This is a genomic window from Epilithonimonas sp. 33E (assembly GCF_059372615.1).
In genome coordinates this window covers 109,509-122,255 of sequence record NZ_CM182009.1, presented here as the reverse complement: position 1 = coordinate 122,255, position 12,747 = coordinate 109,509, and the positions used below count along the sequence as shown (strand labels likewise).

Genomic DNA, 12,747 nt, shown 5'->3' with positions numbered 1-12,747 from the left:
CGAAACTCAGTATGAAAAATCTATTTCTTTGCTTTGCTCTTCTTTCAGTTGTTTGTTTTAAAAATGAACATGATTTAAAATGTAAAGATTTTCATATTGGTAAGTTTGAACTCGTTAATAAATTTGATAACAGAAAATATATTTTAGATAGAAAACAAAATTCTCAATCTGAGGAAACCTTCGATTTAAAAACAGGTAAAAAAATAGGAAATAAAAGGATTTACAATCTAAAATGGATAAATGATTGTGAATATATTTTATTTATAGATACTCTAAAGAGTAAATTTGATGAAGCTGATATTTATATTAATTCTAATGGTGGTTTGAAATGTAGAATTTTTAAAATCAAAAATAACTCTGCAACAATTACAACTACTTTTGAAGATAATTCCGTTGAATCTGTAATCTCTAAAATAAATTAAAACTCCAAATCCGATTCCTCTTTCGGCAGGTTAATGATTTTTTCAATCGGATAAACGAACATATCATCGAAGTCATTCAAAGCATTGATCAACTGAAAATGTGTGAATTCTTTGATATTATCTAAAGTGATTTCTATTTCTTGGATTTCTTTTAACTGTAAAAGATTTTGCCTCATTACGCCATTCAGCAGATAACTTTTCGGTGTGAACCAAGTTTTATCTTTAAGGAACAAAAGATTGGAATATGAAGTGTCTGTAATCTGATTATTTTTCACAATAATGATTTCAGCTGCGTGACTTTTATCTTTCATTTTTTGTAATTGAGTCCTGTCAGCAGACTTAAAGCTATAATCGATTTCATTATCAATAACTAATTCGAAATCACCTAATTCTGAAATCGCATAAGGAATGATTTGTGTTTTGAAATTGTTTTCCAGATCATATTCGATCCGGAATTTATAAAGTCCATCTTCATCATGTTCAAGATTTAGGAATAAATTATAAATATCGATTTTACATACTTTTCCGAAATTCGAAAAAGTGTCGTTCATCCTTTTCTGATGAAGTTCTTTCAGGAAAATGTTCTGGTCTTCAACTTTGATGCTTTCAATAAATCGGGACATAAATTTTGTTTTTCATTTCTTTGTATTCGCTGATAAGGTCACTTTGATGGGTAATTCCACCTCCGCTTTTGAAAAACAGTTGGTCGTTCTCTTTTTCAATAAAACGTATCATTACGCAGGAATCCAGATTTTTTCCGTCAAAATAACCCGCAATTCCTGTATAAAACCCTCTCTCATATTGCTCAGACTCCAAAATGATTTCCATGGTTTTGGGCTTTGGCGCGCCTAAAATAGAACCTGCCGGCAACAATTTTTGAAGAATGGTTCCGATTTTATTTTGATATTCCGGTTTGATTTCGCCTTCGATTTCCGAACTCATTGCCAAGAGATTTTTCTGCTTGGTTTTAATATAATCGATTCTTTGAAATTCTTTAACCTGAACATTGTTCGCAACCATACTCAAATCATTCCTCAATAAATCAACAACCGTATAATGTTCTGCTTTTTCTTTCGGATCGTTTTTCAAAATATTTTCTGCATCCTCGATTTCTGCATCAATGGTTCCCTTCATTGGATGGGTAAAAATCTTGTTATCAACAATTTCCACAAAAGTTTCCGGTGAGAAAAATACGAATTCATTTTTAAACAGAACTTTATATTTTGCCTTTGAAAATTTGAAAATATCTTCTAAACTTAAGTTTGTTTCTATTTCTGTTTTCGTTGTGTAATTTGTCAAATAAGAATTTCCTTTTCTGATATTTTCCTGAACCCGATCAAATCCTTTTTTATAATCCTCTAATGTTTCCGGAAATGATTTCCACTCAAAATCCGGAATTGTCGCGTGTTGATAATTGACATTTGTAATATTCGGAAAATCAATCAACAAAGCTTCATTCTCAATTTCGCTTTTTGTGAAGATTCTGACCTCACTCATCAAAAAATTAATCAGAAAAAAGAACGGTTCTTTTTTTTCCGATAATTCGTCCATCTTTTGAAACTGCGGATTCTCAAACATAAAAACAAAAATAGGAATTTGTATCGCAAAGGCGCAATTTAATAATCTAATACAATTGATAAGTCGCAAAGTTTCCAATATTGGATGTTTTTGTGCCTTAAAAAGATTAGATAAATAATTTTGTGCCTTTGCGATATATTTCCAAAACAATAATGGCTACTTTTGCAAAAAAGTTTGAGGAATGACGACGCAAAAACCGGAAATTGGAAAAATACTTACAGAAGCCTATCAATATTGGATGAGGACTTTGCCGTTTCAGCTGTTGTTTACGGTGATCTATTTTTCTGTGATTATGTTTGCCGGTGCTTATGCGTTCCGATACTACGGGCTTTTTGAGCAAGTGAATCAGTTCTCACAACTGATGTATTCTGATTTTCCAGCTTTTATAAAAAAGTACGAGGAACTGATGAAAACCGAAAACGCTATGTATTTTACAATGGCTATTCTCGTCATCAAATCTGTAATTTTCCCTTTGAATATAGGCTTTCTCAAAATCTACAGGAAACTGGATATCGGCGAGCCTGTTGCAATGTCGGATTTGTTTGCTGGATTCCAAGGCCACTATTTCTTTTTATTTTTGATTTACTCGCTTTTCTGGAATATTCTTAACAGCTATATTCTGATTATTCCGCCGTTGAGCCTATTTTGGATGGGAATGATGTTGTTTGTTCCGGCTTTGGTTCTTTATAAGAATTACAATTTTTTCCGGGCTTTCAGGATCAGTGTTCAGGTTTTTCAGAAAAATATTATTGTGGTTTTGCTGGCTTGTCTGGTTTCTATATTAGTTTCTTATTGTGGACTTGTCATTTTCTTTTTTGGAATCTTCGTGACATTTCCGTTTTGGAATGCCGTAATTTATGTTCTTTACAAACACTTGATTGCTGATTTTCAGGAATAATTTTTCCTGAGTTCATCCATTTCAAAAAATTTTTGTGTAGATTTGAGTATCAACTACAAAAATAAACTCAATGGAAAATTTTAATGAATTCGATTCGCAGGCTACATCTCCTAACAGAGAGGCAGGAGCTATAATTTCTCACGCTCTGGAAATTTTTAAAAATACTTTTTTATACTGCTTTTTGGCAGTTGTTATTTATTTTTTACTTAGCTATCTTATACAGTTGCTTACGGGTTTTAACTCTGCCCTTTTGGTGGAGCAGATCAAGGATTCCGGCGGAAATATTGATTATAAAGATGTTATCACTGCGCCTGGATTTGCAGCTTACAGTGGCGCTAACTTTTTAGTAACACTTCTTTTGACGCCTATTTTTGTAAGTCTCATTTATGTCGCTAACAAATCCAATTATAAACAGCCCATTACAGTTTCTGATATCTTTTTTGCTTATAAGCAGAATTTCATTAATATCGTTATATATGCTTTCATTACTCAAATTGCTTTAACCATTTTGTTTTTAATGTGCATTCTTCCTGCATTTTTTGCAATGCCTTTTTTCTTTTTAGGTTATCCGATTTTGATTTTTGAAAAAGCAAGCGCGTTTGACGCACTTAAGAAATCATTCAATATTGCTCAGGAAAACTATGGCACGATTTTATTTACTGCTTTTTTAGCTGCGCTCATCAGTATTGCCGGTTTTGTACTTTGTTGTGTTGGAGTTTATCTTACAATTCCATTCGCTTATATTGCAATGTATTCTACTTATTGTGCATACTTTGGCTCACCCAGACAATTAGGCTAATAAAATAAATTCAAAATAAACTATGTCAGATTCCGGTAAACCAATAGATTCTGTTGTTATCAAACAGGTCGCATTAATTCTTCTTATTTGTGTTTTTGTTGGATTAATTTGCTGGAATCTGGCATTATTCATTCCTTCATTCCTTGGAGCAATTACACTTTACATCATCTGCAGAAAGTATAATTTCTATCTGATCGAAGAGAAGAACTGGAAGCCTTGGTTATCCTCAACTGTTTTGATGCTCGCTTCCTTGATTATTCTGATTTTACCTGTCTATTTCACTGTTGATCAATTGGTTTCCAAACTAGGAAATGCACAGGTTTATATGCAGAAATTTAATATTTTTCTGGAGAAAATACATCAGTTTATTTTTCAGAAAGTTGGGTTTGACATTCTCAGCAAAGAAAACATTGCTAAGGTTACCAACTTTGCAGGAACCTTTTCTACAAAAGCTCTGAGTACAACTGTCAATACATTTACAGTTGTTATTTCGATGTACTTTGTGCTGTATTTTATGTTTGTAAAAGCCAGATTATTTGAAAGAATGGCAGCGAGAGCCATGCCTTTTAAAAGGGCTAACACGCAAATGCTGGGCGATAAGTTTGTAAAGCTTGTCATGGCAAATGCCATTGGTATTCCTGTTGTAGCGCTAGGACAAGGTATTGTTGCTTTGATTGGTTATTATATTTTCGGAGCGCCAAGCCCGATGCTTTTATTTGCATTAACCGCATTAGCATCAATGTTGCCAGTCGTGGGTGCGGCGATAGTTTATCTTCCTGTCGGAATTTTCATGATTGCAGAAGGACAAACCGGGACAGGTGTTGGAATATTGATTTACGGATTGGTGATTGTCGGCTTAACGGATAATCTATTGAGATTTACATTACTGAAACGACTGGAAGATATCCATCCTTTGATTACCGTTTTTGGAATTATTATGGGTATGAATATTTTCGGATTTATGGGATTGATTTTCGGTCCGATCCTGATGTCGATTACAGTATTGCTAATCCAGGTTTACCGCGATGAATTTTCTGAAGACGACACACCGCCGCCTCTCAAACTTCCTGCTGATGATGAGCTTGAGAATAAAACAGATCTTATTATTTAAAAAATGGAAGGAATTAATCCGCAAATACTGAAAGAAATTTGTGAAGTCAAAATGCCTTTCGGAAAATATAAAGAAACAATTTTGGCAGATCTGCCAATTTCTTATCTCGAATGGTTTATGAGAAATAGTGGCTTTCCACAAGGAAAATTGGGGATGCAACTCTCAACAATCTATGAGATCAAACTGAATGGTTTAATGGATTTACTCATTCCGATTCGTGGAAAAGTGGAATTTCAAAAATCTAAAACAAAGAATTATAAATTTTAAATTAAAAAAGTTGGAAAATAATTTCCAACTTTTTGTTTATCCTTTCAAAGCAGCAATCTCATCACGCAATTTGGCGGCTTTTATAAAATCAAGATTCTTAGCTGCGGTTTCCATTTCTTTTTGTTTTTGAGCCACGATTTTTTCAATATCTTCACTTCCGTAATTAGCTTTTGTTTCAGCAACTTCCAGGAGAATCTCTTTGTGTGTATATTTTTCGTCTGGAAAATCTTTGCTTCTGCCGACCAGATTTTCACTGATTTTTTTGTTCAATGCCTGTGGAACCTTGCCGTGTTCTTCATTATATCTCATCTGCTTTTCACGACGATAATTAGTCTCATCGATAGTCGCCTGCATAGATTTTGTGATTTTATCGGCATACATTATCGCACGTCCATTCAGATTCCTGGCTGCTCTACCAACTGTTTGGATCATTGATCTTCTGGAACGTAACATCCCTTCTTTATCAGCATCCAAAATGGCAACCAATGAAACTTCCGGCAAATCCAAACCTTCTCTTAAAAGATTAACCCCAACCAAAACATCAAATAATCCCAAACGCAAATCCTGCATGATCTGGATTCTTTCCAAAGTCTCCACATCAGAATGGATGTATCTTGTTCTGATTCCAACTTTAGTAAAATATTTCGTAAGCTCTTCCGCCATTTTTTTGGTCAAAGTCGTAACCAAAACTCTCTCGTCCAATTCTACTCTTTTGTGGATTTCTTCGATCAAATCATCAATTTGATTCATTGTCGGACGAACTTCGATGATCGGATCCAAAAGTCCTGTTGGACGAATGATTTGCTCGATATAAGTTCCGCCTGTTTTTTCGAGTTCATAATCCGCAGGTGTCGCCGAAACATAGATCACTTGATTCTGCATATCTTCAAATTCATTGAATTTCAAAGGTCTGTTGTCCATAGCCGCAGGTAATCGGAACCCGTGCTCCACCAGAACTTCTTTCCGGCTTCGGTCGCCGCCGTACATCGCATGAACCTGAGGAATGGTGACGTGGCTTTCATCAATCACCATTAAGAAGTCTTTCGGGAAATAGTCCAAAAGACAGAATGGCCTTGTTCCTGGCAAACGCCCGTCCATATAACGGGAATAATTCTCAATTCCTGAACAATAACCCAATTCCCGAATCATTTCCAAATCCAGTTCTGTTCTTTCTTCCAAACGTTTGGCTTCCAAAGGTTTTTCGATTTCTCTAAAGAAATCAACCTGTTTTACCAGGTCATCCTGAATCTGACGGATTGCACTTTGCATCGTTTCAGGCGTCGTTACAAAAAGATTGGCAGGATAAATATTAATTAAGTCAAAATTAGAAATCACATTTCCGGAAACAGGATCAAAGCTCTGAATCTTCTCTACATCATCTCCAAAAAACTGAATCCTAATTGCTGTATCTGCATAAGCCGGGTAAATATCAATCACATCACCTTTAACACGGAATGTTCCTCTCTGAAATTCATTCAAAGCTCTGGAATACAGGGCACTAACTAATTGATGAAGTAATCTTGTCCTGGATAACTTTTCATTTTTTTCGATTGTGATTAGTGATTTATGAAATTCGGTCGGATTTCCGATACCATAGATACAGGAAACCGATGCCACAATCAAAACATCCCGTCTTCCGGAGAGCAAACTTGCAGTAGCAGACAACCTCAGTTTTTCAACTTCTTCATTGATACTCAGATCTTTTTCGATGTAAGTGTTGGTTGAGGCAATGAAAGCTTCGGGCTGATAATAATCGTAGTAACTTACAAAATACTCAACTGCATTTTCAGGAAAAAATTCCTTGAACTCCATAAAAAGCTGAGCCGCTAAAGTCTTGTTGTGTGCCAGAACCAAAGTCGGCTTTTGAACCCGCTGCACAACGTTGGCAACCGTAAAGGTCTTTCCGGAACCAGTAACACCGAGAAGTGTCTGATATTTCTCACCAATGTTGATTCCTTCTACTAATTTTTCTATCGCTTGAGGCTGATCTCCAGTTGGTTGATATTCTGATTGAAGTTTGAATTGCATCTAACAAATTTACGAAATAATATGTGGTTTTCTACAAACCAAAAACCGTGTCAAAGTTTTAAACTTCAACACGGTTCGAATTAATTATTATTCAAATTTCATGGTTATCGGCAATTGAAAAACAGTTGCAGCGGATTTTCCGTCTTCTGTTGCTGGTTTCCACACTTTATCTTGAGTAACAGCTTTGAGAGCTTTAATCGCTTCATTATTAAAATTTGAATTGGGTCCGTCTGCTTTTATATTAGTCGTTTTTCCATTTTCATTGATGGAAATATACAAGTTGCTTTTCAGGGTTCCTTTTCCACTTAAAGATGATGAATCAAAGGCATTCATAAAATTCGTTCTCAATGCAGTCAATCCTTCGGGGAATTCCGCAGGAGCTAAATTTCTTGCTGGAGGTGGCGGTGGCGGAATCGGCAATTCATTTTCCTTCATCTCTGTTGGAGGTGGTGGAGGCGGAATATTTTTCTTTCCTTTGATTTTTATATTGGCTTGAGTCGCTTTTTTACTCGGAATTGTGTCAAGCTTTACAAAATTATTTGTAGTAATTTCAGGAATGTTAGATTTGACTTCAAGCTTAGCTTCCGAAGCATAAACTTTCTGTATAAACATAATACTTAATCCGGCAAAAGCAGAGACAGCAAACAGTTTTTTTGTTTTTTCGAATTTTGACTTTTTTGTGGTCATCATAACAAATCGTTTTTTGGTGTTATTGTAATTGAATTGGTGTGTCAGGTTCAGATTCTGGGTTTGGAGAATTTCTGAAAGAATCAATGTTTGATAATCTTTCACATTATTTTTTTGTTGAATAATACTTTCATCAGCCAAAAACTCGTGGTTATCTGTCATTGCTTTTTTATAAAAATATAAGGTTGGATTGAACCAGGAAATAATTTTCAACAGTTGTAAAAACAGAATATCCCAAGAATGTTTCTGAACAATATGTGTTTTCTCGTGTTGAAAAATTCGGTTATCGATTTGCCCTTTTTCGAAGTAACTTTTGTTCAGATAGATTTTGTTCCAGAAACTGAACGGAGGCAAATTTTTCTCAACTAATTTTACTTTTTGATTTTGATAATTAATCTCTTGTCCTTTCAGAGTAATAATTTTTCTAATTGAAATTACAGTTCTGATAATCAAACCAATTGATATCAAAATACAAATTGAAACAATCAAATTCATCCAATTAAAATCAGTTGCTTGAGTTGTAGTCTGAATCAATTGTTGTGTTTGGATTTCGTCAAAAATCAATTCTTTCTTCTGTTGAGAAACCGCAGGAAGATTGATTTTTACAAACGGAATTACATAAGAAAAAACCAAAGCCAACAAAAGATAAAACCTGTTGAACCGGAACATCTTTTCTTTTTGCAAAACCAAATAATAAATCCCGATCAATAATGATGAACAAAGGATTATTTTGAAAATAATGGTTAACATTTTAGTCTGTTATTTCTTTGTCAATAATGTCCCGAAGTTCTTTCAATTGCTTCTGAGACAATTTTGCATTCGAAGTGAAAAATGATGCAAACTGGCTCACAGAATTATTAAAAAAACGGTCAATCATAGAAGACATTTCTTCCTGGAAATAATCTTCTTTTTTCACTTTTGGAAAATATTCTCTTGAGTTTCCATAAGTTTTGTAGCCTATCAAATCTTTGTTCTGCATTCTTTTTAGAAGTGTTGCAATAGTAGTTGCAGCTGGTTTTGGTTCCGCATATTCTTCAAGAATATCTTTCATAAACATCCTTTCTTTCTTCCAAAGAATCTCCATTAAAACAATTTCTGCATCGGTTAATTTTTGTTCTTTCATTCTACAAATATAAAATTAATTCTACAAATGTAGAATTAAAATTCAAACTAACAAATTTTACTGGCATTATTTTTCCATTCGTTAGAGAAAATTTCTGTTATGTTAAGATCCATTATTCTGTCAGCATTTTGTTTTTCAACCGTTTTAGTTTCCTGTCAGGAAAAAGAATCAATCAAAAATCTTCCGCCTGTTGAAAAGGAAAAACCAAACTCGGATTACAAACCTGCATTTGTTGGTCAAACAAGAGTAATGGGTTACAAAACACAGACAGAGTATAACGTAGACGTGATTAACAAAAGCCTCGGAAAGCCTTGGGGAATTGTACAGTTGCCAAATCATAACTTCTTGGTTACAGAGAAAACAGGTTTCATTAATCTTGTTTCACCGGACGGTAAATCCGTGACAAAAATAACCGGACTTCCGAAAGTAGATAGTCGCGGACAAGGAGGACTACTTGATATTGTGATCGATCCTGATTTTGAAAATAATCAAACTATCTACTGGACATTTTCAGAACCTTATGAAAAAGGGAATCTAACGTCTGTCGGGAAAGGATTATTATCAGGAAATAAAATTGTAAATCCAATAGTAATATTCCGGGCAACGCCATCTTATGACGGACGGTTACACTACGGCAGCCGATTGGCATTTGACAAATCCGGGAATCTTTTTGTAAGCACTGGTGAAAGATCAGATCTGGAAACGCGTCCGTTGGCTCAGGATTTAAAAGCTTATTTAGGAAAAATTATTAAAATTGATAAAAATGGAAAACCGGCAGCAGGGAATCCTTTCATAGGCAATTCTAAAGCGCAGCCTGAGATCTATTCGTATGGCCATAGAAATCCGCAGGGAATTGCGATTCATCCGGAAACCGGAGAACTTTGGGAAACAGAAATGGGACCAAGAGGTGGCGACGAAATCAACCTCATCAAAGCCGGAAAAAACTACGGTTGGGCAACGATAACTTATGGAATCGAATATTCCGGGGAAAAAATCAATAATGGATTGACGAAAAAAGAAGGTCTGGAACAACCGGTCTATTATTGGGATCCAGTAATCTCACCAAGCGGAATCACTTTTTATACCGGAAATATCCAGGAATGGAAAAACAATCTTTTTATCGCTTGTCTAAGCGGAGAAAAAATCAACAGAATCATTCTCGAAAACAACAAAGTTGTTGGTGAAGAACGACTCCTAGAAGATCTGCACGAGAGATTCCGTGATGTTTTTGACGGAAAAGACGGAAATCTGTATGCAATTACCGACAGCGGTAAATTGTATCGGATTTCTAAGAAATAAATTATTACTTCTTAACTCTGTCAGCCTTTTTAACTCCCTGAAAATCTTTCAGGTAAAAAGGTTCAAAATAAGCGACATTTTCAAAGTCCTTTTGATCAAATTTCTCAACAGATTTTTTAATCAATCCTTTTGCTGATGGATAAATATCAAACTTAAATTTTGCATTCGGAAGATTGAAAATTTCTTGTGCTTTCTTGGCGCCATCACCAATGAAGAGAATTTTTTTGTTTGATAATTCTGAAAAAGAAGTTTCATCGAGAATCTTAGCTTCGGTTTCAGAAATCATTTCGCCGGATTTTCCATCAAAAATTGCGGTGTAAACCTCCATTCTTCTGGCATCAATCAAAGGAATAATCAATTCAAACCCTTGATTAACAAATTCTTCAACCATAGAATCCAAAGAATTAACGGCAATCAGCGGCAGTTTAAGTCCATAACAAAATCCTTTCGCAGAAGCCGCTCCAATTCTAAGACCTGTATAAGAACCAGGACCTTTTCCCAAAGAAATAGCATCCAAATCTTTCAAAGAAATTTCTGCGCCTTCCAAAGCCCACTCAACAAAGCTGTGAAGACTTTCGGATTGTTTATAATTATCGGAAACTTCCTCGCAAAGGCAAAGCAGATTTTCACCATCAGAAATGGCAACAGAACAGTTTTTGGACGAGGTTTCTATGTGAAGGATTTTCATATTGCAAATGTAAGGATTAAGGAAGAATTATTTCAGACTCACACTTTGCCGGCTCCACAATTTCCAAATCCCTTTTTGTCGAACCCAGAATTCGAGGACAGACAATTTCATTTCGAATATTTCATTTTTGTAAAGTCCTTTGACAGCAATGATTCTACGAATGTTTGCGAACTTATTTTTGATTTTGAATTCTTTCAAGTCGGTTTGTTTAACCGACTGATATTTTACTTTTCCGGATTCGAAATCTGTTTTGAAATCTTCTTTATTCTGAATCCAGCCGTTAGAATGTCCAAAGGAAACATCATCAGAAAATAAATCCAAAACCTTAGAATCATTATTCTGCATCATTGAATCCAATTTTGAAACCTGGCTTAATAATGTTTTCTCTTTTTTATTTTGAGAAATTCCAAAAACAAAAGTGAAACAAAAGAACAATAAAAGAATTCTAATTATCATAACAATTAATTTCTATAAATCGTTCTCGGCTCAGCTTGCGCTTTTGGATAAATCGCAATCTCTGCAATAGAAACTCTCTCCGGAACATTGATGCAATAAGCAATCGTATCTGCAATATCTTCCGGAAGCAACGGTTCATATCCTGCATAAACTGTCGCTGCTCTTTCATCATCTCCTTTGAATCTTACTTTCGAGAAATCAGTTTCCACAGCACCTGGCTGAATATTTGTCACGCGAATTCCGAATTCCGTCAACTCAATTCTCATTCCTTCAGAGATGACATCGACCGCTTTTTTGGAAGCACAATAAACAACGCCATTAGCATAAGTTTGTCTCGCCGCTACCGAACTGATATTAATAATTTGCCCATTTCCTCTATTTTTCATCAGTTTGATAATCGGCTGAGAAACATATAATAAACCTTTTATATTCCCGTCCAACATTGCATTCCAATCGTCTATGTTTCCATCGGAAATCGGGTCGAGTCCGTGAGCATTTCCTGCATTGTTGATTAAAACATCAATGTTTTTCCAATCTTCCGGAAGTGAATTAATGGCAGAAAAAACCTCATCCGAATTACGAACATCGAAGTTTAAACTAAAAATTTCGGTTTGTTGGGATAATTCAGTTTTAAGTTCTTCGAGAATGATTTGATTTCTGCCGCATATAATCAATCTGTTTTTATGTTGTGCTAATAAAACAGCTGTCGCTTTCCCAATTCCGGAAGTGGCTCCGGTAATGAATATTGTTTTCAACTTATAATTAGATTTAATCTTACAAATTTAAGTTATATCAAAGAAAAATCCCGAATTATTCGGGATTGATTTATTTCTTATCTCGCTGAAAATCCAGGCTAACGGAATTCATACAATATCTGGTTCCGGTCGGCGGCGGTCCGTCATTGAAAACGTGTCCCAAGTGAGAATCGCAGCGTTTGCAAAGCACTTCGATACGTTCCATTCCGTGGGATGAATCCCTTTTGTAAGTCACACCGTCTTTGTCTGCTTCAAAGAAGCTCGGCCAGCCACAAGTGCTCGCAAATTTGGAGCTTGAACGGAATAAATGGTTGCCGCAAACCGCACAATAATATTCGCCGACTTCATCAAAATCGTTATACTTTCCTGTGAACGGATATTCCGTATTAGCTTCACGAGCAATGGCATAAACTTCTGGTGAAAGGATTTTTTTCCACTCTTCGTTGGAAACATTTAATTTTGTTTTGTCTGTTCTTGAATAGTAAGGATTGTTGGCGTGTGTGTTATCTTCCATTGTTGTTGATTGTTGAGGTTTGGTTAAATCCACTTTTTTATGCGCACATTGCTGCAAAAATAAGCTGATAAATATTAAAAAAATTACATTTTTCATTTTATAAATTTACTAAATCCAATGTT

The 12,747-nt window shown here is 35.1% G+C and carries 15 protein-coding genes; 6 read left to right on the top strand and 9 right to left on the bottom strand.

Translation table 11 applies throughout. The annotated features are described in order from the left end of the window. The first annotated feature begins 11 nt into the window (after nucleotides 1-11). Nucleotides 12-422: a hypothetical protein gene (locus AC5P2S_RS00590; protein WP_494555858.1), complete on the top strand. Its 411-nt coding sequence runs from the start codon at nucleotides 12-14 to the stop codon at nucleotides 420-422. On the opposite strand, the gene AC5P2S_RS00585 is transcribed toward AC5P2S_RS00590, so the two are convergent. Both AC5P2S_RS00585 and AC5P2S_RS00580 read right to left on the bottom strand, forming a co-directional pair. After that, nucleotides 419-1,045 carry an aminotransferase class IV gene (locus tag AC5P2S_RS00585; protein ID WP_494555857.1) on the bottom strand — a complete coding sequence of 209 codons (627 nt, stop codon included), beginning with the start codon at nucleotides 1,043-1,045 and terminating at the stop codon, nucleotides 419-421. The genes AC5P2S_RS00590 and AC5P2S_RS00585 overlap by 4 nt on opposite strands. Then, complete coding sequence (locus tag AC5P2S_RS00580) at nucleotides 1,029-1,973, bottom strand: aminodeoxychorismate synthase component I (RefSeq protein ID WP_494555856.1); 945 nt, start codon at nucleotides 1,971-1,973, stop codon at nucleotides 1,029-1,031. The genes AC5P2S_RS00585 and AC5P2S_RS00580 overlap by 17 nt, the downstream gene beginning before the upstream one ends. A gap of 208 nt (nucleotides 1,974-2,181) precedes the next feature. On the opposite strand from AC5P2S_RS00580, the gene AC5P2S_RS00575 reads away from it, so the two are divergent. The 4 genes from AC5P2S_RS00575 to AC5P2S_RS00560 all read left to right on the top strand — a co-directional run bounded on the left by AC5P2S_RS00575 (nucleotide 2,182) and on the right by AC5P2S_RS00560 (nucleotide 5,075). Continuing rightward, on the top strand, nucleotides 2,182-2,898 hold the full coding sequence (locus tag AC5P2S_RS00575; protein WP_494555855.1) for a DUF2189 domain-containing protein: 717 nt from the start codon (nucleotides 2,182-2,184) through the stop codon (nucleotides 2,896-2,898). Nucleotides 2,899-2,968: 70 nt separating this feature from the next. Next, nucleotides 2,969-3,697 carry a beta-carotene 15,15'-monooxygenase gene (locus AC5P2S_RS00570; protein WP_494555854.1) on the top strand — a complete coding sequence of 243 codons (729 nt, stop codon included), beginning with the start codon at nucleotides 2,969-2,971 and terminating at the stop codon, nucleotides 3,695-3,697. 22 nt (nucleotides 3,698-3,719) lie between these two features. After that, nucleotides 3,720-4,808 (top strand): AI-2E family transporter, encoded by a 1,089-nt coding sequence (locus tag AC5P2S_RS00565; protein WP_494555853.1) that lies wholly within the window; start codon nucleotides 3,720-3,722, stop codon nucleotides 4,806-4,808. Nucleotides 4,809-4,820: 12 nt separating this feature from the next. After that, nucleotides 4,821-5,075, top strand: a complete 255-nt coding sequence (locus tag AC5P2S_RS00560) for a DUF3820 family protein (RefSeq protein WP_494557050.1) — start codon at nucleotides 4,821-4,823, stop codon at nucleotides 5,073-5,075. Nucleotides 5,076-5,111: 36 nt separating this feature from the next. Here the strand turns inward: AC5P2S_RS00560 and uvrB are convergent, their stop codons facing one another. From uvrB to AC5P2S_RS00545, 3 genes are all read right to left on the bottom strand, one after another. Then, on the bottom strand, nucleotides 5,112-7,103 hold the full coding sequence (gene uvrB / locus AC5P2S_RS00555) for an excinuclease ABC subunit UvrB (protein ID WP_283415788.1): 1,992 nt from the start codon (nucleotides 7,101-7,103) through the stop codon (nucleotides 5,112-5,114). An 87-nt stretch (nucleotides 7,104-7,190) separates the two neighbouring features. Beyond that, nucleotides 7,191-8,540: a M56 family metallopeptidase gene (locus tag AC5P2S_RS00550; protein ID WP_494555852.1), complete on the bottom strand. Its 1,350-nt coding sequence runs from the start codon at nucleotides 8,538-8,540 to the stop codon at nucleotides 7,191-7,193. Nucleotide 8,541: 1 nt separating this feature from the next. Next, complete coding sequence (locus tag AC5P2S_RS00545) at nucleotides 8,542-8,913, bottom strand: BlaI/MecI/CopY family transcriptional regulator (RefSeq protein WP_494555851.1); 372 nt, start codon at nucleotides 8,911-8,913, stop codon at nucleotides 8,542-8,544. A 99-nt stretch (nucleotides 8,914-9,012) separates the two neighbouring features. Here AC5P2S_RS00545 and AC5P2S_RS00540 point away from each other — a divergent pair, with 99 nt between their 5' ends. Next, a complete protein-coding gene (locus AC5P2S_RS00540) occupies nucleotides 9,013-10,212 on the top strand; it encodes a PQQ-dependent sugar dehydrogenase (protein ID WP_494555850.1) in 1,200 nt (399 codons plus the stop codon). 4 nt (nucleotides 10,213-10,216) lie between these two features. Here the strand turns inward: AC5P2S_RS00540 and tsaB are convergent, their stop codons facing one another. The 4 genes from tsaB to msrB all read right to left on the bottom strand — a co-directional run bounded on the left by tsaB (nucleotide 10,217) and on the right by msrB (nucleotide 12,721). After that, nucleotides 10,217-10,900: a tRNA (adenosine(37)-N6)-threonylcarbamoyltransferase complex dimerization subunit type 1 TsaB gene (gene tsaB / locus AC5P2S_RS00535; RefSeq protein WP_494555849.1), complete on the bottom strand. Its 684-nt coding sequence runs from the start codon at nucleotides 10,898-10,900 to the stop codon at nucleotides 10,217-10,219. A gap of 27 nt (nucleotides 10,901-10,927) precedes the next feature. Then, nucleotides 10,928-11,356 (bottom strand): nuclear transport factor 2 family protein, encoded by a 429-nt coding sequence (locus AC5P2S_RS00530; RefSeq protein WP_494555848.1) that lies wholly within the window; start codon nucleotides 11,354-11,356, stop codon nucleotides 10,928-10,930. A gap of 5 nt (nucleotides 11,357-11,361) precedes the next feature. Then, nucleotides 11,362-12,111, bottom strand: a complete 750-nt coding sequence (locus AC5P2S_RS00525; protein WP_283415795.1) for an SDR family NAD(P)-dependent oxidoreductase — start codon at nucleotides 12,109-12,111, stop codon at nucleotides 11,362-11,364. Between the two features lie 70 nt (nucleotides 12,112-12,181). Further along, the gene (gene msrB, locus AC5P2S_RS00520; RefSeq protein WP_494555847.1) at nucleotides 12,182-12,721 is read right to left on the bottom strand and encodes a peptide-methionine (R)-S-oxide reductase MsrB; all 540 of its coding nucleotides are present in this window, start codon (nucleotides 12,719-12,721) and stop codon (nucleotides 12,182-12,184) included. Nucleotides 12,722-12,747: the final 26 nt, after the last annotated feature.

What these genes read in the sequence shown, in the direction of transcription:
- AC5P2S_RS00580 (WP_494555856.1), bottom strand. Translation starts at nt 1,973, where the DNA reads ATGGACGAATTATCGGAAAAAAAAGAACCGTTCTTTTTTCTGATTAAT.
- uvrB (WP_283415788.1), bottom strand. Translation starts at nt 7,103, where the DNA reads ATGCAATTCAAACTTCAATCAGAATATCAACCAACTGGAGATCAGCCT.
- tsaB (WP_494555849.1), bottom strand. Translation starts at nt 10,900, where the DNA reads ATGAAAATCCTTCACATAGAAACCTCGTCCAAAAACTGTTCTGTTGCC.
- AC5P2S_RS00585 (WP_494555857.1), bottom strand. Translation starts at nt 1,045, where the DNA reads ATGTCCCGATTTATTGAAAGCATCAAAGTTGAAGACCAGAACATTTTC.
- AC5P2S_RS00590 (WP_494555858.1), top strand. Translation starts at nt 12, where the DNA reads ATGAAAAATCTATTTCTTTGCTTTGCTCTTCTTTCAGTTGTTTGTTTT.
- AC5P2S_RS00565 (WP_494555853.1), top strand. Translation starts at nt 3,720, where the DNA reads ATGTCAGATTCCGGTAAACCAATAGATTCTGTTGTTATCAAACAGGTC.
- AC5P2S_RS00550 (WP_494555852.1), bottom strand. Translation starts at nt 8,540, where the DNA reads ATGTTAACCATTATTTTCAAAATAATCCTTTGTTCATCATTATTGATC.
- AC5P2S_RS00575 (WP_494555855.1), top strand. Translation starts at nt 2,182, where the DNA reads ATGACGACGCAAAAACCGGAAATTGGAAAAATACTTACAGAAGCCTAT.
- AC5P2S_RS00540 (WP_494555850.1), top strand. Translation starts at nt 9,013, where the DNA reads ATGTTAAGATCCATTATTCTGTCAGCATTTTGTTTTTCAACCGTTTTA.
- AC5P2S_RS00570 (WP_494555854.1), top strand. Translation starts at nt 2,969, where the DNA reads ATGGAAAATTTTAATGAATTCGATTCGCAGGCTACATCTCCTAACAGA.
- AC5P2S_RS00545 (WP_494555851.1), bottom strand. Translation starts at nt 8,913, where the DNA reads ATGAAAGAACAAAAATTAACCGATGCAGAAATTGTTTTAATGGAGATT.
- msrB (WP_494555847.1), bottom strand. Translation starts at nt 12,721, where the DNA reads ATGAAAAATGTAATTTTTTTAATATTTATCAGCTTATTTTTGCAGCAA.
- AC5P2S_RS00530 (WP_494555848.1), bottom strand. Translation starts at nt 11,356, where the DNA reads ATGATAATTAGAATTCTTTTATTGTTCTTTTGTTTCACTTTTGTTTTT.